The sequence below is a fragment of the Duganella sp. BJB476 genome, from assembly GCF_003416895.1.
Taxonomy (GTDB): domain Bacteria; phylum Pseudomonadota; class Gammaproteobacteria; order Burkholderiales; family Burkholderiaceae_D; genus Rugamonas.
In genome coordinates this window covers 1528059-1553256 of record NZ_QVIO01000001.1, presented here as the reverse complement: position 1 = coordinate 1553256, position 25198 = coordinate 1528059, and the positions used below count along the sequence as shown (strand labels likewise).

Genomic DNA, 25198 nt, shown 5'->3' with positions numbered 1-25198 from the left:
GGGGCACGCCATGAGTCCGCGTCATCGTATCGCCCCTGTGCTGCTCAGCGCCCTGCTGGCTTGCCTATGGAGTCCGCCGGCTGCCGCGGACACGGTCCGCATGGCCATGGGCGAAAAGATACCGCCGTTCTGTTTTCCCGAAACCGATTCCGGCATAGAAGTGGAAATACTGCGCGAAGCGCTGGCCTATCGCGGCCACGTCATGAAGCCGCACTACTATCCCTTCGCCCGCATCCCGGTCGCGTTCAAGGCCGGCGACGTCGATGCCGCGATGACCGATCTGGGCGAAGACATGGAGAAATGGGGCGCCTATTACGGCGACCCGGCGGTTTTCTATGACAACGTCTTCATCAGCCTGAAGGAACGCCATCTGGATATCAAGACGCCCGACGACCTGCGCGGCCTGACCGTCATTTCGTTCGCGGGCGCCGCCAAACGCTATCCGGAATGGCTCGACGACGTCAAGAAGGCGGGCCATTATTTTGAGCAGAACGACCAGGCGCTGCAAGTCCTCACCCTCGATCGCGGACGCTACGACATCGTGCTCAGCGACCGCAATATCTTCAAGTATTTCACGCTGCAACTCAAGCTGAACAAAACCTTCCATCCCAAGCCGGTCGTGGAGCAGAGCTTTGTCAAGTTCAACCCGATGGACTACCGCGCCGTGTTCCGCGACAAAAAAGTGCGCGACGATTTCAACGCCGGCCTCAAGCACCTGAAAGACAGCGGGCGCTTCAATACGATCTATCAAAAGTACCTGGGCGATGGCAAGGGCGGCTAGCAGCGTTGCAATGCCCGGACCACCGCCGCCGCTATCGGCGCGCTCATGCCGATGGCGTTGCTGGCATGGGGCACGGTGTCGCAGCTGAGGATCTGTCCCGCGCCGGCCGCTTCGAGCTCGGCGTAGGCGGCGCCGGCGAACAGCGCATGCACCCCGATGCAGACCGGCGGCGCGCAGCCGGCCGCCTTCAGTTGCTGTGTGGCGGCGATCATGGTGCGGGCGGTCGAGATGATGTCGTCCACCAGCACCGGCGTCCTGCCGGCCAGCAGCGCAGCGGGCGGCGGCGATACGCTCACCTCGCGGTCGCCGCCGCGCACCTTGCGCAAAACGGTGTAGGGACAGCCGGCGGCGGCGGCCACCTGCCCCACCCATTGTTCGCTTTCCTCGTCCGGCCCGACCAGCACCGGACGCTCCACCCGGGCCGCGATCCAGGCGGCGATCTCCGGCGCGGCCGGGACCACCTCGGTGGCGATCTGATACACCTCGGACAGCTGGTGAAACCGGTGCAGATGCGGATCGACCGTCACCAGCCAGTCGAAGCAGCCCGATAGCAGCCGTGCGAAATGGCGCGCCGTGACACCCTGCCCAGGAGCAAAGCTGGCGTCCTGGCGCATGTACGGCAGGTAAGGCGCGACCAAGCCGACGCTGCGCGCGCCCAGCTCGCGCGCCACGCAGGCGCTCAGGTAGACGGCCATGATTTGATGGTCCGGCTGGTTCAGCGCGGCGACCAGTATCACATCGCAGCCGGCCACGGCGGGCGTCAGCTGCGGGCAGCATTCGCCGTCGGGGAAGCGGTGCACCAGCAGCTCGCCCACTTCGCAGCCCAGATGGCCACGCAGGTGCCCGGCGAATTGTTCGGCGCCGGGCAGCGCCATCAACATGGCAGTCATCACGCCTCCTGGATCGAAAAAATGCTGTCCTGCGACTCGGCATACGCCAGCGCGTAGGCCAGCTCGCCGGGCGACTCGGCGTGCAGCGTCAGCAGCGGCTGGCCCGCGCTCAGCATGGCGCCCAGCGGCGCATGCAGCGCCAGCCCGGCCGCCGGCGACTTCGGCGCGCCGGCCAGCTTGGCCAGTCGCGCCAGGCGGCGGTTGTCGATCGCGACCAGGCGCCCGTGGTGCAGCGCGGTCAACACATGGGTGTAGGCCGCGCGCGGCGGCGTGCGCATGCCGCCCTGCGCCTCGCAGATCGCTTGCAGCTTGTTCCAGGCGGCGCCGCTGTCGAGCACGCTGCGCGCCAGCGCCACACCGTCGCCGGGCGCCGCCTTGCGGCCCAGCTCCAGCACCCGCCCCGCCAGCTGCAAGGCGCGTTGGCGCAAATCGTCCGGTGCGCCGGTCTGGTTTTGCAGCACCGCCAGCACGTCCCAGGCCTCCAGCGCCGGGCCGACGCCATGGCCGACCGGCTGGCTGCCGTCGCTGAGCATCACGCTGACGTTGATGCCGAGCGCCGCACCCACCGCGTCCAGCCGCTGCGCCAGCGCGTGCGCGGCCTGCCGCGAGCGGACCTTGGCGGTGCGCCCGACCGGAATGTCGATCACCACGTGGGTGGAGCCGGCCGCTATCTTCTTCGACAGCACCGATGCCACCATCATGCCGTCGCTGTCGAGCCCCAGCGGCCGCTCGACCCGGATCAGCATGTCGTCCGCCGGACTCAGCGAGACGGCCCCGCCCCAGGCGATGCAGCCGCCCTCCCGTTCCACCACGCGCCGCATGGCCGGCAGGTCCAGCGCCACCGGGGCCAGCGTTTCCATGGTGTCGGCGGTGCCGGCCGGCGAGGTGATCGCGCGCGACGAAGTCTTCGGAATGGTCAGGCCGCAGGCGGCCACGATGGGCACCACCAGCAAGGTGGTGCGATTGCCGGGCAGGCCGCCGACGCAGTGCTTGTCGACCACCAGCTCGCTGTTCCAGTGCAGCCGCTGGCCCACCGCCACCATGGCGCGGGTCAGCGCGATGGTCTCGGCCACGTCCATCCGGTCGCCGGAACAGGCGGTGATCAGGGCCGCCAGTTCGATGTCGGAATAGCGGCCGTCGACCACGTCGCGCACGATGGCCTGGGCGGCGTCGCTGCCGATCGGCCGGCCATAGATCTTGGCCCGCACCGCCGACATCGAGGCCACCTGCTGCGCGTGCGCCACCCGCAGCGGCGCTCCCTCGCCGCCGCCCAGCGCGCGCCAGGCCGCTTCGGACAGGCCCAGCTGATCGAGCCCGATCCAGTCGCCATGCACCACGTTGAGCGTGGCCACGATATGCCGTTCGCCGTGCCAGACCTCGATCCGCGAGCGCGACTCGAAGCCTTCCGATTTGCACACCGGGCAATCGCTGCGCAGGTAGGCGACCGGTTCCTGGTAGGTGTCGACGCCCAGCCGGCGCAAGCTCAGCCCGCCGACCGCGGCGGCGCCCGCCAGCGCGGCATCGGTGGCGGCGGTTCGCTTCATGTCAGCTCCTGCTGTTCCAGGTAATCGGCCACGCGGCAATCCCAGTGCAGCGTCCATTCGATGCGGTGGCGCAGCGCATCGGCCGCAGCCGGCTCGCCGTGGGTGATGAAGGTGCGCTTGGGCGGCTGTTCGAAGTGGCCCAGCCAGTTCATGATCTCGCCGGCGTCGGCATGCGCGGACAGGTTGTCGATCTGCCGCACGCTGGCGCGCAGCTGCACGTATTCGCCGTAGATCTTGATCTCGGGCGCGCCGTCGAGCATGGCCGCGCCGCGCGTGCCGCCGGCCTGGAAGCCGGCGAACAGGATGGTGTTGCGCGCATCGCCGCCGAAGGCCTTCAGGTGGTGCAGCACGCGGCCGCCGGTGGCCATGCCGCTGGCGGCGATGATCACCATCGGCAGCTGCTTCTGGTTGAGCGCTATCGATTCCTCGACGCTGTTGACGATGTGGGCCGCGTGACACATGGCTTCGCACTGCTGGCGGTCGAGGCGGTGCAGCTGGCGGTGCTTCTGGTACAGCGCGGTGGCGTCGGTCGCCATCGGACTGTTCAGGTAGACCGGCAGCGCCGACGGCAGCTGGCCCTGCTGCTTGAGCTGATGAATGGCGTACAGTATCGACTGCGCCCGCCCGACCGCGAACGCCGGAATGATGGTGACGCCGCCGCGCGCGGCGGTCTCGCGTATGGTTTGCCCGAGCAGGATGGCGGGATCGGCCGGATTGTGCAGGCGATCGCCGTAGGTCGATTCGAGCACCAGGTAATCGCTGCGGGCGATATGGGTCGGTTCGACCATGATGGCGTCGTGCAGCCGGCCCAGGTCGCCGGAGAAAGTCACGCTGCGCTGGCCGTCGTCGATGGTGACGATGGCGGCGCCCAGGATATGGCCTCCCAGCGCCATCTGGCCGCGCAGCGGGCCGCAGATCGCGAACGGTTTGCCGAACTCGACAGGAGAAAAGAATTTCAGCGCCCGCTCGGCGTCCTCCTCGGTGTACAGCGGCAGCGCCGGCGCGTGCCTGGAGTAATTGTGGCGGTTGGCGTGGTTGGCCTCCTCTTCCAGCAGGCGACCGCTGTCGGGTAGCAGGATCTTGCACAGGTCGAAGGTGGCTGCGCTGCACAGGATCTTGCCGCGAAAGCCGCGCTTGACCAGCAGGGGCAGATAGCCGCTGTGGTCCAGGTGGGCGTGCGTCAGCACCACCGCCTGGATCGACGACGGCGCCACTGGCAGCTCGGCCCAGTTGCGCAGCCGCAGTTGCTTGTAGCCCTGGAACAGGCCGCAGTCGAGCAGCATGCGCGTGTCGCCGGACGTCAGCAGATATTTGGAGCCGGTGACGGTGCCGGTCGCTCCGAGGAATTGTATTTTCATGGCCTCCACCCCCGTTGGCTAGATCAGAATGCCGGGTAACGTATTGAAGTTTATTAAGGTGGGGAAACAAAAACCTTGATGCAGATCAAAATCACCCGAGCTCGGCCAAATGGGAGTAGCCTACGAAGTCCGACTGAACGGGAGCGTCCATGCAGAACGTGGTCTATCACTTTCGCTTTGCCGATGGCCAGAGCGCCAGTTGCGCCGTCGCCGATGACGCCGTGGCGGCCCCCGGCGCGCTGCCTGCATGGACCGCGCTGGAATTCCAGCAGTGTCCCAACTGTCCGTTGCAGCCCGCCAGCACGCCCCATTGCCCGATGGCGGTGCGCTTCATGCCGCTGATCGCCATCATGGGCAAGCTGCGCTCGTACGAGCAGGTCGAGGTGCGGGTGGACATGCCCGAGCGCAGCGTCAGCAAGCTCACCACCGTGCAGCGCGGCGTCGGCGCCCTGATGGGCCTGCTGGCCGCCAGCAGCGCCTGTCCGCGCGCGGACTTTCTGCGGCCGATGGCGCACTTCCATCTGCCGTTCGCGTCCGAAGAGGAGACTATCTACCGTTCGGCCTCCACCTATTTGCTGGGGCAGTATTTCATCGCCCGCAACGGTGGCGTGCCGGACTGGGAACTGGATGGCCTGAAGGCGCGCTACCTGGCGCTGCAAAGCGTCAACAGCGCGATGGCCAAACGGCTACGACAGGCGGTAGACGAGGACGGCGCCATCAACGCGCTGATCATCCTCGACTTGCTGGCCAAGGCGCTGCCCTACTCCATCGACGACAAGCTGGACGACATCAAGGCAGCCTTCCCGGCCGCCTGACGCTCAAACCGCCTGCGGATGCACCAGCCGGCGCAAGTCCATCGACAAGCCGGCCAGCTGCGAAGCGGTCTGCAGCGTCTGGGTCGAGCTCGCTTCCGTTTCCTGCGTGGTCTGCGCCACGTCGGACACGGCGATGCGAACCTGGTCGGCCGCCGTGGCCTGCTGCTTGGTCGACAGCTCGATCTCGCGCACCGCCTCGGTGGTGGTGCTGACCAGGTCGGAAATCTGCTTGAACGACAAGGCCACCTCGGCAAACTGGCGCGCCCCCAGGTCGACCGCCTTGGCGCCGCTCTCGGTCGCCATCACCGTGGTGTTGACGGCGCCGCGCACATCGTCGATCTGGATACGGATGCCCTTGGTGGAGGCGGCCACGCGGTCGGCCAGCTTGCGGATCTCTTCCGCCACCACGGCGAAGCGGCGACCCGCCTCGCCGGCGCCGCTGGCCTCGATGGTGGCGTTGATGGCCAGGATGTTGGTCTGCTCGGCCAGCTCGGAGACGATGTCGAGCACCGCGCCGATCTCCTGCGACTTGCGGCCCAGGTCCAGCATATGGCTGACCACCAGGTCGGTCTGGCGGCGGATGCCGGCGATCGATTCCTGCCCCCGCTCCACCGTGCCCTCGCCGCTGCGCGCCGCGCCGGCGGTCTGCTCGGCGATCTGCGCCACCCGCTGCGCGCTCTCGGCGATCTGGCGCGAGGTCACGCCCAGCTCGCTGATGGTGGTGCTGATCTCGCTCATGGCGCTGGCCTGCTCCCTGGCGCCGGACGCCTGCTGGGTGGCGGCCGCCTGCAACTCGGCCGACGAGCTTTGCACATGCCCCACCGCCATGCCCAGCCGGTCGGTCAGCGAGCGCGTGATGGTGAAGCCGGCGGCGATCACGAACAGCAGGCATAGCAAGGTGCCGCCGACGATGGTCATCTTGGCGCTGCTGGAAGTGGCGTCGGCATCGGCCTCGCGCTTGCTCAGCAGGTCGCGTTCCTCGCGGCTGATCTGCTCGGTCACCGCGCGCAGGCTGTCCATGACTTTCTTGCCCTCGCCACCCAGCACGATCTTCATCGCCTCGTCGGCATGGCCGGCCTTGCGCAAGTCGATGGTGCGCTTGAGCTCATTGAACTTGGCGGTCACCAGCGCCTCGGCCTGGGTGATCCTGGCCTGCTGGCCGGGATTGTCCACGGTCAGGCTGCGCATTTCCGCCAGCACCGTCGGCGTGCCGGCGGCGGCGGCCTGGAACGGCTCCAGATAAGCCGGGTCGCCGGTCAGCAGGTAGCCGCGCTGGCCGGTCTCGGCATCCTTCATCTGGCTCACCAGCGCGGTCACGTGCTCCAGCACCTTCTGAGTGTGGGTGACCGAGCTGGCGGTGGCGATCAGCACGTAGATGCTCCAGTAGGCCGCGACGCCGATCGCGATCAGGAAGGTCGACGATACCGCGAAGCCGAACGCCAGCTTGCGTCCAAAGGTCCAGTTTTTGTTCATGATGCGTCACTCCCTCAACCGGCGGATCGGTCCGCCTACCCTTGCGTGTATCCATCGCGCTGCGCTGGCTATGCCGGCCCCAGTATGCGTGTGACCTCGGCCATGAAACTGTCGTAATCGATGGGTTTTTCGATGTAGCTGTCAAAGCCGGCCGCCAGCATGCGCTCGCGGTCGCCCTTCATCACGTAGGCGGTCAGCGCCACCACCGGTATCGCCTGCGTGCGCGGATCGCCCTTGAGGATGGCGACCGCCGCGATGCCGTCCAGCTCCGGCATCTGCACATCCATCAGGATCAGGTCCGGCAGCTGCTCGCGGGCGATGTCGATGCCGGCGCGCGCCCGTTCGGCGCAATACAGCGTGTGCCCGTCGCTTTCCAGCATGATGCTGGTCAGCAGCATATTGCCAGGCGTATCTTCGACGATCAGTATGCGTGCCATCATCCACCCCGGTTATCGTGCCTGCCTCATGGCCGCGGTTCGCCGGCGCGCTGTTGCAGCGCGCGGCCGACCTCGAACAGGAATTGGCGTCGATTGAAACTGTCTTTTTCCATGATGCGCAGCACTTGCCCGCTCAGGCGCCGCTTGTCGTCGTCGCTGACGCTGCGGTCGCTCAGCACCAGGATGGGAACGTCGGCGGCGCCGTGGTGCAACGCCGCGATCACCTCGAAGCCGCTGATGTCGGCCAGCACCAGGCCGACGATCATCAGGTTCGGGTGCAGCGCCGGCATGGCCGCCAGCGCGCTGGCGCCGTCGGCGTAGCACTGCACCTTGTAGTTCAATGCGGCCAGGTCGCCGCTCAGGCGGGCGCAAGTGGCCGCATCGTCGACGATCACCACCGTCGGCGCCAGCGCATCGTCATTGCCCAGTCCCAGCGCGTACACGGCGTCGCGCAGGTTCTGGTGCGACACCGGCTTTTGCAGCAGCTGCGCCGCACCCAGCACGCAGGCCTTCATTTCCTCTGCCAGGATGGAGACGATCACCACCGGCACGCTTTCCAGCCGGGGATTGCTCTTGATCTCGTCCAACACGGCCCAGCCGCTGGCGTCGGGCAGCAGCAGGTCGAGCGTGATCAGGTCCGGCACGTCGCTGCGCGCCATCGCCAGCGCCGTGACGGCGTCGCGCGCGTGGCTGACGGCGAAGCCGATGCTCTCCAGATGCAGCTGGAGCAGCTCGGCGGCGTGCTCGTCGTCCTCGATCACCAGCACCCGGCGGCTGGCCGGCGCGGGCGGCGGCGCCTGCGGCTCCAGCCGCAGCGGCAGCCAGACCGAGAACTGCGCTCCCAGTCCCGGCGCGCTGGTGACGCCGACCGTGCCACCATGCAGCTCGGCCAGGCGGCTGACCAGCGCCAGGCCCAGTCCGCTACCCTCGTGCTGGCGCGAGCTGGACGAATCGAGCTGGCTGAAGGTCTCGAACAGGGCCGCCAGGTCGGTGGCGGCGATGCCGTCGCCGCCGTCGCGCACCCGCACTTCCAGGAAGTCCGGCTCGCCGCCGTCCGGCAGCGGCAGCAGCCGGCTGGTCCATTCGCCGTCGTCGCCGTAGCCGACCTCGGCACGGCGCAAGCGGTGCAGCGACAGCGTCACGCGGCCGCCGTCGTGGCTGAACTTGACCGCGTTCGACAGCAGGTTGTACACCATCTGCCGGAACTTGCGCAGGTCGACCTGCACCTGGCCCAACGGCGCGCACGGCAGGAACTCCAGCCCGATGCCGCGCCGCGCCGCGCTGTCCTGCACGATGGACAGGCAGGCGCGCAGCACGGTGTTGGCGTCCACCGGCTCCAGCGCCAGGTCCATCTTGCCGGCCTCCACCTTGGACAGGTCGAGGATGTCGTTGATCAGTCCCAACAGGTGCCGGCCGCTGGACAGCACATGGCCGATGCAGGTCTGCTGCTTGGGACTGAGCTCGCCCGTGACGCCGCGCGCCATCAGGTCGGAAAAACCGATGATGGCGTTGAGCGGCGTGCGCAGCTCGTGCGACATATTCGACAGGAATTCGGACTTGAGCCGGTTGGCCTGCTCCAGCTCGCGGTTTTTTATCGCCACTTCGCGCTGGCCCTCTTCCAGCGCCTGCACGGCCTGCTCCAGGTCATGGTTCTTTTGTTCCAGCTCGGTCAACAGGGCGGCGCGGCTCTCGGCCAGCGCGCGCGCGGCGCGCATTTCCGCCGCCTCCAGCTCCTTGCCCATCAGCTCGGCCCGGATGCGCCGGCTCTCGTCCTCGAACTGCTTGCGCCGCAGCTGGGCCCGCACCCGTGCCTTGAGCACGTCGAAGTCGCTCGACTTCAGCACATAGTCGTCGGCGCCGGTGGACAGGCCCTCGATCATCGCCGCTCGGTCTTCCATCGCCGTCAGCATGATCAGCGGGATGTCGCGGGTGGCGGCGTCGCCTTTGAGGCGGTAGCAGGTGTCGGTGCCGGACAGGCCTGGCATCAGCCGGTCCAGCAGCACGCAATCGACCTTCTGAACCTTCAGCAGCGCCAGCGCCTGCTCGCCGGATTCGGCCAGGATCATGTCGTAGCCCTCGTCGCCCAGCACCTCGGCCAGCTCGAACAGATAGGTGCGGCTGTCGTCCACCGCCAGGATGCGCTGGCCGGCCTGCGGCGCCATCGGCTTACCGCCGCCGTCGACATTGCGCAGCACCGCCGCCAGCCGCGCCAGCAACATGCCGGCGTCGCCGTCCTTGCGCACGAAGGCGTCGGCGCCGGCCTCCAGCGCATGCAGTTCGGCGCCCTCCTCGTCGGCCCCGGTCAGCAGGATGCAGGGCACGGTGCGCAGCGCCGGATCGAGGCGCAGCCGGCGCACCACGCCGGCGCCGTCGATGCCGGGCAGCACCCGGTCCACCACCAGCACCGCCGGCCGCCGCAGCGCCATCGCCCGCAAGCCTTCCTCGCCGGTGTGGGCCAGCGCCACCTGGTAGCCCTGCTCGCGCAGCAGCGCGCCCAGTTGTTCGCGGTAGGTCAGGCTGTCGTCGATCACCTGCACCAGCGGCGCGGCGTCGGACGGCGCGCCGGCCAGTTCCAGCAGCTGCATGGCGCGCGCCACCAGCCGGTCGCGGTCGTAGGGCTTGCCGACGTAATCGTTGGAGCCGGTCAGCATGCCGCGGATGCGGTGACTGACCTGGGCTTCGCTCGACAACACCAGCACCGGCAAGGTGGCGCCGGCGTCGGTGGCGCGCACTTCGCGCAGCAGGTCGATGCCGTCGCCGTCGGGCAGCATCACGTCCAGTATCATCAGGCCCACTTCGCGCGCCGCCATCACGGCGCGCGCCTCGGCCAGCGTGGAGCAGGCGATGGTGGCGATCTGGTGCTCCTCGAACGCATCCTCGAGGTCGGCCCGCACGGTCAGGCTGTCGTCGACGATGAGCACCGGGGCCGTCATGACGCCCTCCAGCTGGCCAGCGCGGCCAGCGCCGGGCCGATCTCCGCCAGCGGCAGGATGCGCTGCGCCGCGTTCAGCAGCGCCGCCTCGCGCGGCATGCCGTACACCACGCTGCTGGCTTCGTCCTGGGCGATGGTCAGGCCACCGGTGTTGCGCACGGCCAGCATGCCGCGCGCGCCGTCCTGGCCCATGCCGGTCAGCAGCACGGCGGCGGCGGCCGCGCCGCATTCGCGCGCCACCGATTCGAACAGCACGTCGACCGACGGCCGGCACGAGTGGCGCTCCGGCCCGCGCTCGCACACCAGCTGGCGGCCGCGCAGTTCCAGATGCAGGCCGGGCGCGGCCAGCACCACGCCGCGCGCGGGCAGTGGCTGGCCGTGGCGCGCCAGCCGCACGTCCAGCGCGCAGTGGTCGTCCAGCCAGTCGACAAAGGCGGTGCCGAACGGCTCGGCGATATGGATCACCACCAGCAGCGGCAGCGGAAATTCGGCCGGCAGCACACCCAGCACGTCGACCAGCGCGCGCGGCCCGCCGGTCGAGGCGCCCACCGCGATCAGCCGCAGGCCCTGCTGCGGGATCGGCGCCGGCGGCGTGACGGGCGCGGCGGCGCGCCGGCCGCGCAAATGGGTCACCACCTTGATCTTGGCCACCAGCTTGAGCATGGCGATGTAGTGCTCGCCCCAGCCGTGCTGGTCGGGCCGGGGCTTTTCGATCACGTCCAGCGCGCCGGCCGCCAGCGCCTCGTAGGTGCGGAACAGCTCGCCACGGTTGACCGAGGACGACACCACCAGGATCGGCGTCGGGCAATAGGCCATGATGTATTCGGTGGCGGCCAGGCCGGTCATCACCGGCATCATCATGTCGAGCGAGATCACGTCCGGCCGCAGCGCCAGGCACAGCTCGATGGCCTGCTTGCCGTCCTCGGCCTTGCCGACCAGTTCGATCGCCGGGTCGGCCTCCAGCAGCTCGCACAGGTGCATGCGCACCGTCAGCGAATCTTCCACCACCAGGACCCGTAATTTGCTCATCGCTGTACCAGCTCCCCGATCTTCGCCAGGAACGCGGTCTGATCGAATTCGTTCTTGACGATGTAGCCGTTGGCGCCGGCCTCGGCGCCGCGCCGGCGGTGCGCCGCCGTGTCGAGCGAGGTCACCAGCATGGCCGGGATCTCGCACAGCTGCGGATCGGCGCGGATCTCGGTGATGAAGCCGAAGCCGTCCATGCCCGGCATTTCGACGTCGACCAGGAACAGCGCGTAGCGGTTTTGCCGCGCCAGCTCCAGCCCCTCCTCGGCCGACGCCGCCAGCGCGACCTGGTAGCCGGCCGATTCCAGGATGCTGCTCTCGAGCATGCGGGTGGTCAGCGAATCGTCGACGATCAGGATCGGCAGGCACGGCGTGGCGACCTCGCGGCCGCTGCTGCGGCGCCGCGTCAGCGCGCGGCCCAGCTCCTCGGGATCGAGCACCAGGCGCGGCTCGCCCTCGATGTCCAGGTACAGGCCCAGCACCATGGGATCGGCCGCCACCAGCGGCGGCAAGGCACGCAGCACCACGCTGTCGACGCCGCCGAGCCGGCTGGTGGCCAGGGCCAGCAGCTCGCCCTGGCTGCGGATCACCACCGCCGTCATCGCGCGCGGCGACCACAGGTGCGCACTGCGCGCGGCCGCGCCCACCGCCAGCGGCAGCAGGGGCAGCAGCTGGCCTTCGTAGACGATGGCGCCGCCGTCCACGGTGTGCACCACCTGATCCAGCGGCACCCGCAGCGCGCCGTGCACGGCGTCCAGCGGCAAGGCCATGGTCTGGCCGTCGGCCTCGACCAGCAACACATCCAGCGCCGCCAGGGTCAGCGGCACGCACAGCTCGAAGGTGGCGCCACCCGTGCTGCTGGCGGCCTGGGCCTTGCCGCCCAGCTTGCCCATCGCGGCCCGTACCACGTCCATGCCGATGCCGCGCCCGGACAGCTCGGTCACCACGCTGCTGGTGCTGACGCCGCCCTGCATCAGCCGCGCCAGCAGGCCGGCGTTGTCGTCCGGCGCGTCCAGGCCGCGTTCGGCCAGCGAGCGGCGCAGCGCCGCGTGATCGATGCCGCGGCCGTCGTCACGGCAACGGAACCACACCATGTAGCCGCGCCGTGCCACCTCCAGCATGATGCGGCCGGCCGCCGGCTTGCCAGCCGCCAGCCGCTCGGCCGGGGTTTCAATGCCATGCGCCACCGCGTTGCGCACCAGTTGCAGCAAGGCGCCCAGCACTACGTCCAATACTTCGCCGTCGACCCGCAACTGGCCGCCGGCGGCCTCGAACACGACTTGGCGGCCGCTGCTGTGGGCGGCGTCGCGCGCGCAGCGTTCCAGAGTGGTGAAGATGCCCTCCACCGGCACCAGCCGCAGGCGCTCGGCGGCGTCGCGGGTCTGGCGCAGCTCGCGGTCGATGCGTTCGGCGCCGCCGGCCATGCGGCGCTCCAGCGTGTCAAGCTGCGCCACCAGCACGCGGCCGCCCTGCGCCGCCTCGCCCGCCAGCGCCAGTTCGCGCAAGGCGTCCAGCGTGCCGATGGCGCGCCGCATGGCCGCCAGCTCGGTGCCGATCTCGCCCAACCCCTCCAGCAGCACATCGACTTCCAGCACGTCGGCGCGGCCGAGCCGCTGCGGCGCTTCGGCCTCGGCTTCGGGCGCCGGCGCGCCGCCGGTGACAGGCATGGGAACGGGCGCGGCGGGGACGGCCTCCGGTTGCGGCAGTTGCGCCAGCAGCCCGTTGACCCGGTCGCAGGCGGCCAGCAATTGGTCGACTGTGCTGCGCGGCAGCGGTGCGTCGTCGCTGCGCAGGGGCGTCAGCAATTCTTCAACGCCGTGTATCAGGTCGGCGATCTCGGCCTGCCGCACCACCCGCGCGGCGCCCTTCAGCGTATGGGCCCAGCGCAGCAGCAAGGCCACCTGTTCGACGTCGCGCACGCCCTGCTCCAGCGCCAGCACGCCCTTGCCGATCTGCTCGATCAGCTCGCGCGCCTCGATGCGGAAATAGCGGTAGGGATCTTTAGCCATGCCGGTCTCCCTGCTGCGCCCGGGCGGTGCGCGCTTCGACCTCGGCCGCCAGCGCGGCGATGGCCAGCACCGGCACCACGCCGCCGGCCGTATGGACCGCCTCGCATTGCTGCCCGTCGGCTGCGGCGATCAATTGTTCGGCGCTGGCGCAGATGTGGGATTCGAAGGCTTCGAAGGCAAGCGCCAACGGCGCGCTGGCCTGCACCAACACCATCCAGCGCGGCGCGCCGGCGCCGGCCTTGCCCAGCAAGGTTGTCAGCTGGTAGACCGGCACGATCTGGCCACGGAAGTTGGTTACGCCCAGCAGTTCCGGCATGGGGCTGGGCACTTCCAGGATGCGGCGGTCCGCATGCAGGCCGCGGATATCGGCCAGGCGAATGGCATAGGGCTCGGCGCCTATCCGTATCGTCAGCAGGTTGACGCTGCCGGCGGCCGGCAGGCTGGGGGCCAGCGCGAACGAACGGTCGAACTGCTCGCGCAGTTCGCGGGCGCCGCCGGCCGGCAGGCTGTCCGGGTTCATGGCGCAGCTCCCAGCGCGGCCAGCTCGGCCCGGCACAAGCCGACCAGGGCGCTGCGCGGGAAGCCGCCGCCGAACAGCAACAGCCGCGAAGCTTCCTCGTGCTGGAGCAGGATCAGGGCCTGGGCCAGGTCGCGCCGGGCCGACTCGGCGTCGCCCATGCGCCGCTCCAGCACGCCGATGTGCAGGCGCGCCAGCGCGAAACCGGGATCCAGATAGGCCGCGCTGCGGTAGTGGGCCAGCGCCGCCGCGTTGTCGCCCCCCTCCTCGTGGCACAGCGCCAGCACGTACTGCGCGCCGGCGTTGAGCTCGTCGCGCACCAGCAATTGATGGCAGACGTTCTGCGCCGCCGCCAGCGCGCCGCTCTGGCTGAGCGAGATGGCCTTCAGCAGCAGCACGTCCGGGTCCTCGGCGTGTTGTTGCGGCAGCTTGTCGATCAGCGCCAGGCTTTGCTCGAATTGTTCGTTGTGCAGGCAGGTCAGCGCATGGTGCAGATCGGCCTGCGCCGGTGCCGATGGGATGGCGCCGGCGCGCGGCACCGCCACCGCCAGCGTGTCGATGCGCTGCGCGGCGCGGGCGATGACGTCGACCCAGGCCGGATCGTCGAACAGCACCGGCCGGGTTTGCACGCCGTTCCACGGCGGCTGGCTGAAGTCGGCCGGCAGCGGCGCCTGGCCGGCGTACAGCTTGCGCTGGTAGTAGAAGGTGGCATGGGTATGGCACAGATGAAAGTCGTGCGACAGGCCGCGCAAGGTTTCCGCGTGGCCCATGAACAGGTAGCCGCCGGGCGCCATGGCGCCGGCGATGCGCGCCACCGCCGCCTGCGCCTGGGCCGGGCTGAAATACATCAGCACGTTGCGGCAGAAGACGATGTCGTAGCTGCCGGGCGCCCACAGCTCGTCATCGTCCTGGGCCAGGTTGCGCTGGTCGAAGCGCACCGAGCGCCGCACGCTGTCGTTGAGCACATACAGCTCGGCTTCGCGGGTGAACCAGCGCGCCCGCATGGCCGGGCTGACTTCGCGCAGCGACCAGGCCGAGTAGTGGGCGCGCGCTGCCTTGGCCAGCATGGCGGGATTGGCGTCGACGGCGCGGATCTCGACGCTGCCGGCGCCCAGCGGCCCCGCCTCGCGCGCGGTGATGGCCAGCGTGTACGGCTCCTCGCCCGAGGCGCAGCCGGCCGACAGCACTCGCACCGGCAAGCCTTCGCGCGCCTGCCAGCAGGCCGGCAGCGCAACCTCGGCATAGGCGCGGATCTGCTCGATATTCCGGTAAAAATAAGTTTCGGTGACGGTCAGGTCGACGGCCAGCCGGTGTAGCGCCTCGCACGGCGCGGGCGCCGCCGCCAGCGTGGCGATAAAAGCGGCGCTGTCGCCGCCCGCATGCAGGGCCAGCACCCGCGCCAGGTTGCCCAACTTGGTTTCATCGAATTGCAAGCCTAGCCGCTCGGCGATCAGGTCGCGGAACTGCGCCACCTGGGTGGAAGTAGGCTCGACGTTCATGCGGTGGCCTCCCCTGTCGCCAGGGCGTCCCACATGGACTCGGGCACCATGCGGCCGGTACGCAGCACCAGCAGCAATTCGGCATCGAGCGTGGCGATGGCTTGCACCAGGCCATCGTCGCTACCATCCAGCAAGGGGGCGATCTCGGCCAGCGCGGCGGCGGCCAGCTGGCGCACGCCGATCACGCCGTCCACCGCCAGCGCCAGTTGGCGCGGGCCGACGGTCAATGTGACAAAACGCGACACTTGCGCCGAGCAAGCCGGCCCGACCAGGCGCGCGCAATCGATGACGGGAACGGGGACGCCGCGTATCAGGGCCAGGCCGAGCAGGAAGTCGGCCATGGCGGGCACCGGATCGACCGGCAGCGCGCGCATGATTTCACGCACATGGCGCAGCGGCAGCGCACACAGGCGTTGCCCGCTGCGGCATAACAGTACCGAATGCAATGGCTCACTATCGAATGTCATGGAGATCCATTTCACTGACTGGGAACGCCTGGAAACCGGCTTGCGCTTACATGAAGGTTACACAAGATTCTAACAGAGAATCTATCCAAAAATCACACGATGAAAATGCGACAGTTCCGCCGCATCCAGACCCGCGCCCGCATCGCCATCAGCCCTCGGCCACCGTGTCGTTCGCGCTGCCGACCTCCGCCCAGGCCCTCTCCCGTGGCCTGTCCGCATGCGGTCAACCTTGTTCGGAAGCGCACACATGCGCTCCCGCACCAGCGGGCGCCAACTGTATGAAATCAACGGCTTATCAATTGGCACGCTGGTTGCTAAGGGAGTGGCGATCATTTTCGATCATCCACCTTCACAGGAGCCCTACCCATGAATATGCATCGACTCATCACCCAAATGTGCGCCGTCCTCGCCATCGGCAGCTGCATGTTGTCCTCTGCCCACGCCGCCGACAGCCGCGGCCCGGCGACGCCGGAAGAAATCGCCCGCGTCGTCCAGATCGCCGCCGCCGCCGACAAGGATCCGGTCGCCACGATGGCCTCGGCCGACGGCCGCTGGTTCCAGAAATGGTCGGACGATGTTCCCGACTACAGCTTCGGCCCCGACCAGGGCGCGTTCTGGCTGATGAACGGCGCCGCCAAGGGCGAGCTGAAACGCGTCGCGATCTTCCAGCATATGGTGAGCACGGCGGCCTACCAGGTGCAGCACCAGATCCACGATCCGCAAAAGAGCAAGGATGAATTCGAAGCCAAGACGGTGGCCGGACTGGAAGGCGTCTTACGCGCTTACCAGAACCTGCTCGCGGCCAATCCCGACAACCGCTCCGCTCCGCTGGACGACGCCGTGGCCGCGCGCGACAAAGGCACGCTGCTCGCGTTCGTGCGCGCGCTGCCGCCCATGCCCAAGCGCTAAGGCACGCCATGCTGTGGCGACGATATTTGGTAACGGCCGCGCTGCTGCTCGGCGCCGGCCTTGCGCAGGCGCAGCCCGCGCCTTCCTCCGCCGAGAACCGGCTGATCGAGGAAATCGGCGAGCGGTCACGGTTGATGCCCGACCTGGAGGAACTGTGCGACGACATCGGCCCACGCCTGACCGGCTCGGCCCAGCTTCGCGCCGCCCAGCAGTGGGCCGTGAAGCGGCTGGCCAGCTACGGCGCCGTGAACGCGCATCTGGAAGGCTATGACATGGGCCGCCCATGGCAGCGCGGCATCGCCAGCGCGCGCCTGCTCAACGCCAACGGCATGAAGCTGGATGTCGTGCAGAAGGCCTGGACCAGCGGCACCCACGGCGTCGTCCACGGCGACGTGGCGGTACTGGACGCCAGGACCTGGGACGAGTTCAAGACCGCGGCGGCCGGACTGAAAGGCCGGATCGTGCTGCTTGAATCCGTACCCAGGGCGACGCCCGAACAGCGCAAGGACTTGCCGCGCTATCTGGCCGAAACCAGGAAGATGATCACGGACGCACAGTTTGCCGGCGTGCTGTTCATCTCGACCAAGAGCAACAGCTTGCAGGAGATGTGGGGTGGTCCGGCGTCGCTGTTCGACACCAACGCCGCCATCATCACCAGCGAGCATGCGAATGCGCTCAAGCGCTTGCTGGCGCGCGGCCGCGCTCCGCGCGTGGCGATGGAGCTTGGCGGCCATTTCGCCGCCAGCCCCGCCACCGCCTACAACGTGGTGGCGGACTTCCCCGGCACGGATCCCGTCGGCGAGATGGTTATCCTCGGAGCGCACATCGACTCATGGGACCTGGGTACCGGCGCCACCGACAACGGCGCCGGTACCGTGGCGATGATGGAGATCCTGCGCGCCGTGCACGCGCTGGACCTGCGGCCGAAACGAACGCTGCGCGTGGTGCTGTTCTCCGGCGAGGAGCAAGGCCTGCTGGGCAGCAAAGCCTACGTCGCGGCCCACGCGGACGAGCTGTCGAAAATCCAGGCGGTGCTGGTGCAGGACAGCGGCGCCGGCCGCATCACGGGCTTCCCCGACATGAAGCAGGAAGCCTGGTACGCGCCCTTGCAGGCGGCGCTGGCGCCGGCCAAGGCGCTGGGCCCGATTGACATCGTCTACGCCATGGCCGGCGGATCGGATTTCGAACCCTTCGTCGCCCGCGGCATACCCGCCTTCCCGCCGGGACAGGATCCGCGCGACTACCGCACCCACACCCAGCACAGCCAAGCCGACACGATCGATCACGTCGTCAAGGCCGACCTGGTGCAGGCGACGCAGGTGCTGGCCGTGCTGGCGTGGGGCCTGCTCAACGGCGAGCGCTTGCCGCGCGCTGTGCCGTAGGCCTGGCCGCCGCCGTAACCCGCGCGCCGCGTTTGCGCCACCAGATCAGCACACCGGTCACGGACAAGGTGGCGACGACCAGGCCCATCAGCGAGATCAGCACCCGGCCCGGGACGCCGAGGATGCGTCCCGAATGCAGCGGGAACTGGGCCTGGACGAAGATGTCGGCGGCCGTGCCCTTCCACGGCTGGCGCTCGCCCAGCAGCGCGCCGCTGCGGCCGTCGTAGTAGAGCTGCCGGTGGCCGACGCCGCCGGCGCCCTGCTCGTCCTGCGGCGCGAAGAAGGCCACCGAGTAGATCCCGTACTCGGGCGAATACGACAGATTCCCCACCGGTTCGCGCCAGCCGCGCCGCGCCGCTTCCGGTTCAGCCTTCGTCAGCACATCGGCATAGGCCAGGACGGGCTTCAGCGGCTTGGTCGGCCCGGTCGGCGTGCGTACATCGAACGGCGACGGCGTCACGTCCGACACCAGCGACATCACCGGGAAGAACACCTCGCGGTACAGGTTCAATGAGAACGCCGTGAAGGCGATAATGAACAGCAGCAGCCAGGTCCACAGGCTGAACGCGCGGTGCAGGTCGAAATTGAGCTTGGTGCTGCCGGCGCCGAAGCGGATCAGCCACGCCGGCCGCCAGCGCTGCCACCAGCTCCTGGATTGCGGGCCGACCGCCACCACCGCGCGCCGCCGCACCGGCAGCGTGAGATAGAACCCGACAAAGCTGTCCACGGTCCAGATCATCGCGATGCCGCCCATCAGCCACAGGCCCCACTGGTCGATGCCCCACATCTGCGGAATGTGCAGTGTGTAGTGCAGCTGGTAGAGGAAGGATACGAACGTCTCGCGCGTGATCGGCCACGCCGCGCCCCACTTGCGCGCGCCCAGCTCCGCGCCGGTGACGGGATCGACAAACACCTGGTTGTACGGCGCCGGATACAGCGCACCGGTGACCGGATTCACGCGCGGCTCCACGTAGAAGGCCAGCGAGTGACCGGGTTCCGCCGCCATCGGCACCGACAGCACCTGCATCTGCGGGTGGCGCGCCTCCAGCGCCCGCGCCAATTGCAGCGCCGGCTGCGCGGGGCCGACACCGTGGGCATCGGTCAGGTGCGGGTTAAGCAATTCATCCAGCTCGTGATCCCAGGAGATCACCGCGCCGGTCACGCCGCTGATGAAAAGGAAGCCGGCGATCAGCAGACCGGCCCAGCGATGCAGCAATGTAGCGATTCGACGCATTAGTTTGTAGCCTGTAGAGTTTCAATTGAAGACGCGTTTTCCTGGCTGGCGATGCGGCGCAGCGCCCCCATTTCGCCGAGCAGTATGGTCGCCCCGAGTGCGGCGCTCAGGGTGGCGGCGATCGCCATGCTGGCGATCAGTCCATTCAGCCCCCACAGCGATGGCAGCAGGAACAGCAGCGGTATCAGCAGATATCCGTGCGGCGCCAACACCAGCCAGGCGGCCTTGCGGCTGCGCTCAGCCGCTTGCAGCGCCACCACCGCCACCATGTGAAAACCGAACAGGCAAAAGCTCAGGTGGAACACGCGGCAAGTCGTCACCGCCAGCTGCTGCACGGCGGGATCGTTGGTGAACCAGGTGACGATCCATGGCGCGAACACAATCACCAGCGCCGAATAGACGATGGCGAAGCCGCTGCAGATGGCCAGCATCAGGCGCGTCGTTTGCAGGAAACGCAAGCGTTGTCCACCGCCCCAGCTAAAGCCCAGCAAGGCTTGCGCACCAAGGCAGAAGCCCACCAGCGGCAGGCTGCCGCCGGTCAGGATGCGCAGGCCTATCGCCACCGCCGCGACAGCCGTGTCGCCGTAGGTGGTGGCGTTCCGGTAGATCAGCGCGAACGCCACCGCAGCCAGTCCGGTCGACATGGCGGCCGGCACGCCCACCTGCACCACTTGCCACAAACCCCGCCAGTCGACCCGCACATGGCGCAGCGCGACGTGGATCTTGCCGACACGTTTGTAGAAGTACACGGCATACGCCAGCAGCGCCGCCAGTGCGGAGATCAGCGTGGCCCAAGCCGCGCCAGCCACGCCCATCTCGTAGTGGAAGATCAGGATAGGATCGAGGATCACGTTCAACGCGAAGGAACCGATCAAGGTCCACATGCTGAAGCGCGTATTACCTTCCGAGATGGCGATGAAGTCGCACAGCATCTGCAACAGGATCAGGGGCGCGCTGTAGCAAAAGATGGTGGCGTACACCGTCGATGCCGGCATGGCTTCGGCCGTGGTGCCCATCGCGGCCAACAGCATGGGCAGCAGCGGTATCAGCACGACAGCCATCACACAGCCGGCGACGCCCAACAGCACCATGACGGTGCTGGCGGTGCGATTGGCCTGCTGCCCGTCGCCGGCGCCCAGCATGCGCGCCACGCAACTGGCCACGCCGACGCCGGCGCCCTCGCCGATCGCGCCGAACACGATCAGCAAGGGGAAGCAGATGCTGATCGCGGCGATGGCATGCACGCCCAACTGGCTGACGAAGAACGCATTCGCCAGTTGGTGCATCGCGTTGGCCGACAAGCCGATCACCGCCGGCAGCGCCAAGGTGAACAACAGGCGCTTCAAGTGCGGCGAATTCATGTCCGGCAAAGCGGCGCTGGCGAAACTCATTCCACTTCCTCCATCACGACGTTGTCGGTGCGGGCAGGCCGTTGCGGCTTGGGCGTCAGCTTGTCCACCAGCGACAGCGCGATCTCGTGCGAACGTATCGCCAGCACCGACAACAGCGTATCGGCCAGGCCGTGCGTGGTCTCGGAAGAACCCTGCACGAAGATCGGCGCTTGCACGTGCGCGGGTGTAGCCAGCTGATAGTGGCGGCCGATGGTGAAGCCATCCAGCTCGTGCTCAAGTTCGGCCAGCAGCGAACGGCTGGTGTCGCGCAGATAGCCGGTGGCGCTGATCACGCGCTGGTAGCGCTGCTGGCGTGGTTCTCCTGCGCCAGCCTGGGCCAGGCTCAGGGTCAAGCTATGCTCGTCGCACTGCACCTGCTCGATACTGCAGGAACTGAGTACCCTCACCCGCTCGTTGCCGTCGACGCGCTGGGCGTACAACATGGCGCTGATGCGTTCTATCAGGTCGCCGTCCACCACCGCGTAGTTCGTGTTGCGGAATTCCGCCAGCAGTGACTGGCGCACCTGCTGCGGCTGACCGAAGAAGAAGTCGGTGTAGTCCGGGTCGAAGATATGGTTGATCGACGGACCGTCCTCCGATGGCTTGAGCGTTGATCCGCGCAGGATCAGGTCCACCTTCGCGTTCGGATAGCGCGACACCAGGTCGAGGAAGATCTCGGCCGCGCTCTGGCCGCCGCCAACCACCGCCAGCGCATGTTCGCCGCTTGTGCTGAGCGGATTGCGCTCGATTTCGCTCAGATAGCGCGACGAGTGGACGATGCGCGCATCGTTCTGCTCCGCTAAACACGCCGGCACGAACGGCCGGCCGCCGGGCGCGAACACCAGGCTGCGGGTGCGGCGCTGGCGTTCGCGGCCCGCCGCGTCGGCGGAATGCACCTGCAGCGCGACCACGTCGCGGCCTTTGTATTCCGGGACCACACGGGTGACGCTTTCGCCATAGCGGCTATGGGCGTCGAAATGGCCGGCGGTCCAGCGCAGATAGTCGTTGAACTCGATCCGGCTCGGGAAGAAGGTCTTCTGGCTGATGAAGGCCTCCAGCCGGTTGTGCTGGCGGAGGTAGTTCACGAAGGAGTAAGGGCTGGTCGGATCGCGCAGCGACACCAGGTCCTTCAGGAAGGAGATCTGCATATCGGTGCCGGGCAACAGCATGTCGCCGTGCCAGGTGAAGCGCGGCTGGCGCTCGATGAAGCAATGCGACAGTTCGCGGCCGCGCTCCCGCAGGATCTCGTCCAGCGCGATCGCCAGCGCCAGGTTGGACGGGCCGAAGCCGACGCCGACGATGTCGTAGGTATGTGGTTCAGTGTACATGGTCGCTCCTCAGGCTTTCGGGCTTGGATGCCACAATCGGTTGCTGAAGAACTTCTCGCGCATCAGCATCACCAGCGTGGCGCGCTTGTGCGGGAAGTCGAAGTCCTTGATGGCGGCAAAGCCCGAACGCTCCAGGTTGCGCACCTGGCGCTGGTGGCTGGCCGCAGGCTCGCCGACGATGCGCTGGGTGCGCGGCTCGTCCAGGAACATGTAGTGCATCAGCGATGGCAGCCAGGCGCTGATGAACTGTCCGCCCGAATAGGCGGCCTCCCCGACCAGCACATGCCAGCCGCGGTCGTAGTCGTCGGCGGCGTAGTAAGGCCCGAGGCGGTTCTCCTGCGACCAATACACTTCCATGTAACCGAACGGCACGCGGTCAAATTCGGCGATCAGCGGCAGCATGTGCGGATCGGCCAGGCGTCCGTTCAGGTAGGCGCGCTGGTAATCGAGGTCGCCTTCCTCCTGGAAGAACTGGGCCACGCGCGGATCGTTCATCCATTTGTGCATGGTGTCCAGGTCCTGTTCGACGCTGGCGACGCGGAAGGCGATGCTCTGGCCCAGCCACGGGATGTAACGTTCGTACACATAGCCGTGCGGCTTGGCGGGGCGTTGCGGGTGCCAGCGCTCTCCGGTCCGCACATGGTTTTGCGGGTAGACGGCGGGCGCCTGCGGCAGCCAAAGCTGCGGCAGCTGCCACAACATCGCCGGCGATACGGCCAGCGACGGACCTGCCTCGCGGGCCACGCCGCTGCGCAGCAGATCCGCCTTGATCTCGGGCCATTCGCCGGCATGCAGGCGGATGGTGGTCAACTCGGCGCGGGAAGCGCTGAGCGACTCCAGCGCGGCCAGCAAAGCCAATTGCAGCAAGGCCAGCGGCTGCGGCGCGCCGGATTTGCGCGCCAGCCAGCATTCGTTGCCAAGGTCGACGTTCAGTTGCAGCACCGGCTGGCCGTTGCGGTTGACGGCCAATGTGTCGGCCGTATGCACCACTTCCAGCGCCTGGCCGGACAGGATCGCGCTGCGGAATGGCGCGGATTTTACAGTGTCGTTCATGCTTTATCCTTCGTATAAATCGTATGGAGGAATGGCTGGCACCGTGTTACCACACGTAGCGGGCTGTGAATTGGGCTTGGCGGCGGGCGGCGTAGTTGCAGCTGCCGTCGGTCGAGCAGTTACCCAAGTAAGTCTTGTCGGTCAGGTTGCTGACGTTGAGCGCGAAGTCCCATTGACGGTAGCGGTAGCCCAGCATGGCGTCGGCCAACGTGACTCCGGCGTGTTCGAAGGTGTTGGCGTCGTCGCCGAAGGTGGCGCCGGTGCGGCGCATGCCCGCGCCGGCGCGCCAGCCTTGGCCGAAGGTGCGCTCGGCCCAAGCGGCCAGGTTCACGCGTGGCACCAGCGATGGACGCTTGCCTTCGTTGCCGTCGTTGTTGCGGGTGATCTTGGCATCGAGTCCGGTGAGGGAGCCGTTGACCTTCCAGTTGTTGTCCAGTTTCGCTTCCGCTTCGAGCTCCAGGCCGCGCACGCGCACCTCGCCGCGCTGGATCTGGGCGCCGATGCCGACATGATCCGGATCGGCCGTCAGCACATTGCTCTTGCGCAGATCGAATACCGCCGCGGTGAACAGCGCCGGCCGGTCCAGCGGCGCCCATTTGACGCCCAGTTCGACCTGCTTGCCCTTTTCCGGTTCGAAGTTGCGGCCGTCAAAGGTCTGGCCCATCACGGGGCGGAACGAGGTGGCGTAGCTCAGGTAAGGTGCTACACCGTTCGGCGCCAGCCAGGTCAGGCCCAGGCGGCCGGTGGTGGCGTTGTCCTTCTGGCTGTTTTGCGCGGCGTTGAAGTAGTCGTCATTGTCGATGCGGCTGCGGTCGTGGCGCAGGCCCGCCGTCAGCACGTATTGGCCGTCGAACTTCATCTGGTTCTGGGCGTAGACGCCTGTCTGGCTCAGGGTGCTGCGCTTATCCTCGTACTTGTCCGGCACGCCGACCGGTTGGCCGTAGACGGGCGAGATCACGTCCAGCGTGGGTGCCTCGCCCAGGTAGTTCTGCCCTTCCTGCACGGCGCGGCTGTAGTCGACGCCGGCCACGAAGGTGTTGTCGATGCCGCCGAAGCGGCTGGCCCATTCGATATTCTGGTCGGCGGCAAACACACGCGCTTTCTGTTGCGCCGAGAAGTTGGCGCGGTCGATGGTGCGCTCATCCTCGTGCAGGCCGGTCAGGTACAGGCTGTGGTAGTCGACTTTCTCGGTCGCGTAGCGCAGGTTCTGGCGCACTTTCCAGGCTGGCGACAGGCGCTTTTCAAACACGTAGCCCACGCTGCGCTGTTCCGTCTTGAAGTGATCGAGTCCGGGTTCGCCGACGAAGCGGTTGGCCGGGATCTGGCCGTATGGACCGCTCTTCTGCGTGCCGACGGACGGCAGGTAGAAATTCGGTGGTACGTTATCGTTTTGCAGATAGGCGAGCAGCGTGAGTGTCGTATCGGCGTCGGGATGCCAGGTCAGCGAGGGCGCGAAGTACTGGCGATTGTCCTTGGTATGGTCGACGGCGCCCTTGGCTTCGCGCGTCAGCATGGTGACACGATACAGCCACACGCCCTGCTCGTCCAGCGGTCCGCCAACGTCGGCGGCGACCTGCTTGCGGTCGTAACTGCCGTAGCTCACTTCCACTTCGCGCAGTTGGGATGCGGTCGGGCGTTTGCTGACCGCGTTGACCATGCCGCCCACCTCCGCCTGCCCGTACAGGACGGAACTTGGGCCGCGCAGTACTTCCAGGCTTTCCAATCCATACGGCTCCATCGTGAAGCCGGTGAAGCCGCGCGTCGGCAGATTCAGGCCGTCGCGAAAGATGCCGTTGGAACCGACTTCGAAGCCTCGTATCATGTACTGGTCGAAGCGTGGGTCCACGCCGAAGCTCTCGGTCTGCATGCCGGCCGTGTAGCGCAGCGCTTGCGGTATGCCGGGCGCTTTTTGCGCATCCAGCCGTTCGCGGTTCAATACCGAAATCGATTGCGGCACTTCGACGATCGGCGTATCGCCCTTGCTGCCCGTGCTGCTGCGCTTTGCGACGGTGTCGGCCTGGCCCTGCACAACCACGGTGGCCATGGTGGTTTCCGCCTCACTGGCGCAGGCGTTCAGGTGATAGCCGCCCATCAGCAGGACGGCGCTTGCCACGGCTCGGGTTAAGGGCGAGAGGTCTTGCTTGTTCAACTGG

At 67.8% G+C, this 25198-nt stretch carries 20 protein-coding genes; 4 read left to right on the top strand and 16 right to left on the bottom strand.

Annotated elements, in window-relative coordinates; genetic code table 11:
- The first annotated feature begins 10 nt into the window (after positions 1-10).
- The gene (locus D0T21_RS06800) at positions 11-781 is read left to right on the top strand and encodes an ABC transporter substrate-binding protein (RefSeq protein WP_116989281.1); all 771 of its coding nucleotides are present in this window, start codon (positions 11-13) and stop codon (positions 779-781) included.
- Here the strand turns inward: D0T21_RS06800 and D0T21_RS06795 are convergent.
- From D0T21_RS06795 to D0T21_RS06785, 3 genes are read right to left on the bottom strand one after another with little or no spacing between them, the layout of a single operon-like run.
- Positions 778-1671: a ribose-phosphate pyrophosphokinase gene (locus D0T21_RS06795; RefSeq protein WP_116989280.1), complete on the bottom strand. Its 894-nt coding sequence runs from the start codon at positions 1669-1671 to the stop codon at positions 778-780. The genes D0T21_RS06800 and D0T21_RS06795 overlap by 4 nt on opposite strands.
- A complete protein-coding gene (locus D0T21_RS06790) occupies positions 1671-3215 on the bottom strand; it encodes a thymidine phosphorylase family protein (RefSeq protein WP_116989279.1) in 1545 nt (514 codons plus the stop codon). The genes D0T21_RS06795 and D0T21_RS06790 overlap by 1 nt, the downstream gene beginning before the upstream one ends.
- Positions 3212-4573, bottom strand: coding sequence for an MBL fold metallo-hydrolase RNA specificity domain-containing protein (locus tag D0T21_RS06785; RefSeq protein ID WP_116989278.1), 1362 nt, complete (start codon positions 4571-4573; stop codon positions 3212-3214). The genes D0T21_RS06790 and D0T21_RS06785 overlap by 4 nt, the downstream gene beginning before the upstream one ends.
- Positions 4574-4722: 149 nt before the next feature.
- Here D0T21_RS06785 and D0T21_RS06780 point away from each other — a divergent pair, with 149 nt between their 5' ends.
- Positions 4723-5388 (top strand): hypothetical protein, encoded by a 666-nt coding sequence (locus tag D0T21_RS06780; RefSeq protein ID WP_116994289.1) that lies wholly within the window; start codon positions 4723-4725, stop codon positions 5386-5388.
- Between the two features lie 3 nt (positions 5389-5391).
- On the opposite strand, the gene D0T21_RS06775 is transcribed toward D0T21_RS06780, so the two are convergent.
- From D0T21_RS06775 to D0T21_RS06740, 8 genes are all read right to left on the bottom strand, one after another.
- Positions 5392-6861 carry a CHASE3 domain-containing protein gene (locus tag D0T21_RS06775; RefSeq protein WP_116989276.1) on the bottom strand — a complete coding sequence of 490 codons (1470 nt, stop codon included), beginning with the start codon at positions 6859-6861 and terminating at the stop codon, positions 5392-5394.
- A 68-nt stretch (positions 6862-6929) separates the two neighbouring features.
- On the bottom strand, positions 6930-7298 hold the full coding sequence (locus D0T21_RS06770; RefSeq protein WP_116989394.1) for a response regulator: 369 nt from the start codon (positions 7296-7298) through the stop codon (positions 6930-6932).
- A gap of 26 nt (positions 7299-7324) precedes the next feature.
- Positions 7325-10231, bottom strand: coding sequence for a response regulator (locus D0T21_RS06765; RefSeq protein ID WP_116989275.1), 2907 nt, complete (start codon positions 10229-10231; stop codon positions 7325-7327).
- The gene (cheB, locus tag D0T21_RS06760; RefSeq protein WP_116989274.1) at positions 10228-11259 is read right to left on the bottom strand and encodes a chemotaxis-specific protein-glutamate methyltransferase CheB; all 1032 of its coding nucleotides are present in this window, start codon (positions 11257-11259) and stop codon (positions 10228-10230) included. The genes D0T21_RS06765 and cheB overlap by 4 nt, the downstream gene beginning before the upstream one ends.
- The gene (locus D0T21_RS06755; RefSeq protein ID WP_116989273.1) at positions 11256-13265 is read right to left on the bottom strand and encodes a response regulator; all 2010 of its coding nucleotides are present in this window, start codon (positions 13263-13265) and stop codon (positions 11256-11258) included. The genes cheB and D0T21_RS06755 overlap by 4 nt, the downstream gene beginning before the upstream one ends.
- Positions 13258-13785, bottom strand: a complete 528-nt coding sequence (locus tag D0T21_RS06750) for a chemotaxis protein CheW (protein ID WP_116989272.1) — start codon at positions 13783-13785, stop codon at positions 13258-13260. Before D0T21_RS06750 ends, D0T21_RS06755 begins: the two co-directional genes overlap by 8 nt.
- Positions 13782-15281, bottom strand: coding sequence for a CheR family methyltransferase (locus D0T21_RS06745; protein ID WP_116989271.1), 1500 nt, complete (start codon positions 15279-15281; stop codon positions 13782-13784). The genes D0T21_RS06750 and D0T21_RS06745 overlap by 4 nt, the downstream gene beginning before the upstream one ends.
- A complete protein-coding gene (locus D0T21_RS06740; RefSeq protein ID WP_116989270.1) occupies positions 15278-15748 on the bottom strand; it encodes a chemotaxis protein CheW in 471 nt (156 codons plus the stop codon). Before D0T21_RS06740 ends, D0T21_RS06745 begins: the two co-directional genes overlap by 4 nt.
- A gap of 366 nt (positions 15749-16114) precedes the next feature.
- Here D0T21_RS06740 and D0T21_RS06735 point away from each other — a divergent pair, with 366 nt between their 5' ends.
- Positions 16115-16657: a hypothetical protein gene (locus tag D0T21_RS06735; protein ID WP_147328032.1), complete on the top strand. Its 543-nt coding sequence runs from the start codon at positions 16115-16117 to the stop codon at positions 16655-16657.
- A gap of 8 nt (positions 16658-16665) precedes the next feature.
- Positions 16666-18039 carry a M20/M25/M40 family metallo-hydrolase gene (locus D0T21_RS06730; RefSeq protein ID WP_116989268.1) on the top strand — a complete coding sequence of 458 codons (1374 nt, stop codon included), beginning with the start codon at positions 16666-16668 and terminating at the stop codon, positions 18037-18039.
- Here the strand turns inward: D0T21_RS06730 and D0T21_RS06725 are convergent.
- Genes D0T21_RS06725 through D0T21_RS06705 form a run of 5 tightly spaced genes read right to left on the bottom strand, consistent with a single transcriptional unit; the run spans position 18005 to position 25158 of the window.
- Positions 18005-19273, bottom strand: a complete 1269-nt coding sequence (locus D0T21_RS06725; RefSeq protein ID WP_116989267.1) for a PepSY domain-containing protein — start codon at positions 19271-19273, stop codon at positions 18005-18007. The genes D0T21_RS06730 and D0T21_RS06725 overlap by 35 nt on opposite strands.
- Complete coding sequence (locus D0T21_RS06720; RefSeq protein WP_116989266.1) at positions 19273-20664, bottom strand: MATE family efflux transporter; 1392 nt, start codon at positions 20662-20664, stop codon at positions 19273-19275. The genes D0T21_RS06725 and D0T21_RS06720 overlap by 1 nt, the downstream gene beginning before the upstream one ends.
- On the bottom strand, positions 20661-21992 hold the full coding sequence (locus tag D0T21_RS06715; protein ID WP_116989265.1) for a lysine N(6)-hydroxylase/L-ornithine N(5)-oxygenase family protein: 1332 nt from the start codon (positions 21990-21992) through the stop codon (positions 20661-20663). The genes D0T21_RS06720 and D0T21_RS06715 overlap by 4 nt, the downstream gene beginning before the upstream one ends.
- Before the next feature lie 9 nt (positions 21993-22001).
- The gene (locus D0T21_RS06710) at positions 22002-23045 is read right to left on the bottom strand and encodes a GNAT family N-acetyltransferase (protein WP_116989264.1); all 1044 of its coding nucleotides are present in this window, start codon (positions 23043-23045) and stop codon (positions 22002-22004) included.
- Positions 23046-23091: 46 nt separating this feature from the next.
- Positions 23092-25158: a TonB-dependent siderophore receptor gene (locus D0T21_RS06705; RefSeq protein ID WP_158567968.1), complete on the bottom strand. Its 2067-nt coding sequence runs from the start codon at positions 25156-25158 to the stop codon at positions 23092-23094.
- Between the last annotated feature and the right edge of the window lie 40 nt (positions 25159-25198).

What these genes read in the sequence shown, in the direction of transcription:
- D0T21_RS06800 (WP_116989281.1), top strand. Translation starts at nt 11, where the DNA reads ATGAGTCCGCGTCATCGTATCGCCCCTGTGCTGCTCAGCGCCCTGCTG.
- D0T21_RS06795 (WP_116989280.1), bottom strand. Translation starts at nt 1,671, where the DNA reads ATGACTGCCATGTTGATGGCGCTGCCCGGCGCCGAACAATTCGCCGGG.
- D0T21_RS06790 (WP_116989279.1), bottom strand. Translation starts at nt 3,215, where the DNA reads ATGAAGCGAACCGCCGCCACCGATGCCGCGCTGGCGGGCGCCGCCGCG.
- D0T21_RS06785 (WP_116989278.1), bottom strand. Translation starts at nt 4,573, where the DNA reads ATGAAAATACAATTCCTCGGAGCGACCGGCACCGTCACCGGCTCCAAA.
- D0T21_RS06780 (WP_116994289.1), top strand. Translation starts at nt 4,723, where the DNA reads ATGCAGAACGTGGTCTATCACTTTCGCTTTGCCGATGGCCAGAGCGCC.
- D0T21_RS06775 (WP_116989276.1), bottom strand. Translation starts at nt 6,861, where the DNA reads ATGAACAAAAACTGGACCTTTGGACGCAAGCTGGCGTTCGGCTTCGCG.
- D0T21_RS06770 (WP_116989394.1), bottom strand. Translation starts at nt 7,298, where the DNA reads ATGGCACGCATACTGATCGTCGAAGATACGCCTGGCAATATGCTGCTG.
- D0T21_RS06765 (WP_116989275.1), bottom strand. Translation starts at nt 10,231, where the DNA reads ATGACGGCCCCGGTGCTCATCGTCGACGACAGCCTGACCGTGCGGGCC.
- cheB (WP_116989274.1), bottom strand. Translation starts at nt 11,259, where the DNA reads ATGAGCAAATTACGGGTCCTGGTGGTGGAAGATTCGCTGACGGTGCGC.
- D0T21_RS06755 (WP_116989273.1), bottom strand. Translation starts at nt 13,265, where the DNA reads ATGGCTAAAGATCCCTACCGCTATTTCCGCATCGAGGCGCGCGAGCTG.
- D0T21_RS06750 (WP_116989272.1), bottom strand. Translation starts at nt 13,785, where the DNA reads ATGAACCCGGACAGCCTGCCGGCCGGCGGCGCCCGCGAACTGCGCGAG.
- D0T21_RS06745 (WP_116989271.1), bottom strand. Translation starts at nt 15,281, where the DNA reads ATGAACGTCGAGCCTACTTCCACCCAGGTGGCGCAGTTCCGCGACCTG.
- D0T21_RS06740 (WP_116989270.1), bottom strand. Translation starts at nt 15,748, where the DNA reads ATGACATTCGATAGTGAGCCATTGCATTCGGTACTGTTATGCCGCAGC.
- D0T21_RS06735 (WP_147328032.1), top strand. Translation starts at nt 16,115, where the DNA reads ATGAATATGCATCGACTCATCACCCAAATGTGCGCCGTCCTCGCCATC.
- D0T21_RS06730 (WP_116989268.1), top strand. Translation starts at nt 16,666, where the DNA reads ATGCTGTGGCGACGATATTTGGTAACGGCCGCGCTGCTGCTCGGCGCC.
- D0T21_RS06725 (WP_116989267.1), bottom strand. Translation starts at nt 19,273, where the DNA reads ATGCGTCGAATCGCTACATTGCTGCATCGCTGGGCCGGTCTGCTGATC.
- D0T21_RS06720 (WP_116989266.1), bottom strand. Translation starts at nt 20,664, where the DNA reads ATGAGTTTCGCCAGCGCCGCTTTGCCGGACATGAATTCGCCGCACTTG.
- D0T21_RS06715 (WP_116989265.1), bottom strand. Translation starts at nt 21,992, where the DNA reads ATGTACACTGAACCACATACCTACGACATCGTCGGCGTCGGCTTCGGC.
- D0T21_RS06710 (WP_116989264.1), bottom strand. Translation starts at nt 23,045, where the DNA reads ATGAACGACACTGTAAAATCCGCGCCATTCCGCAGCGCGATCCTGTCC.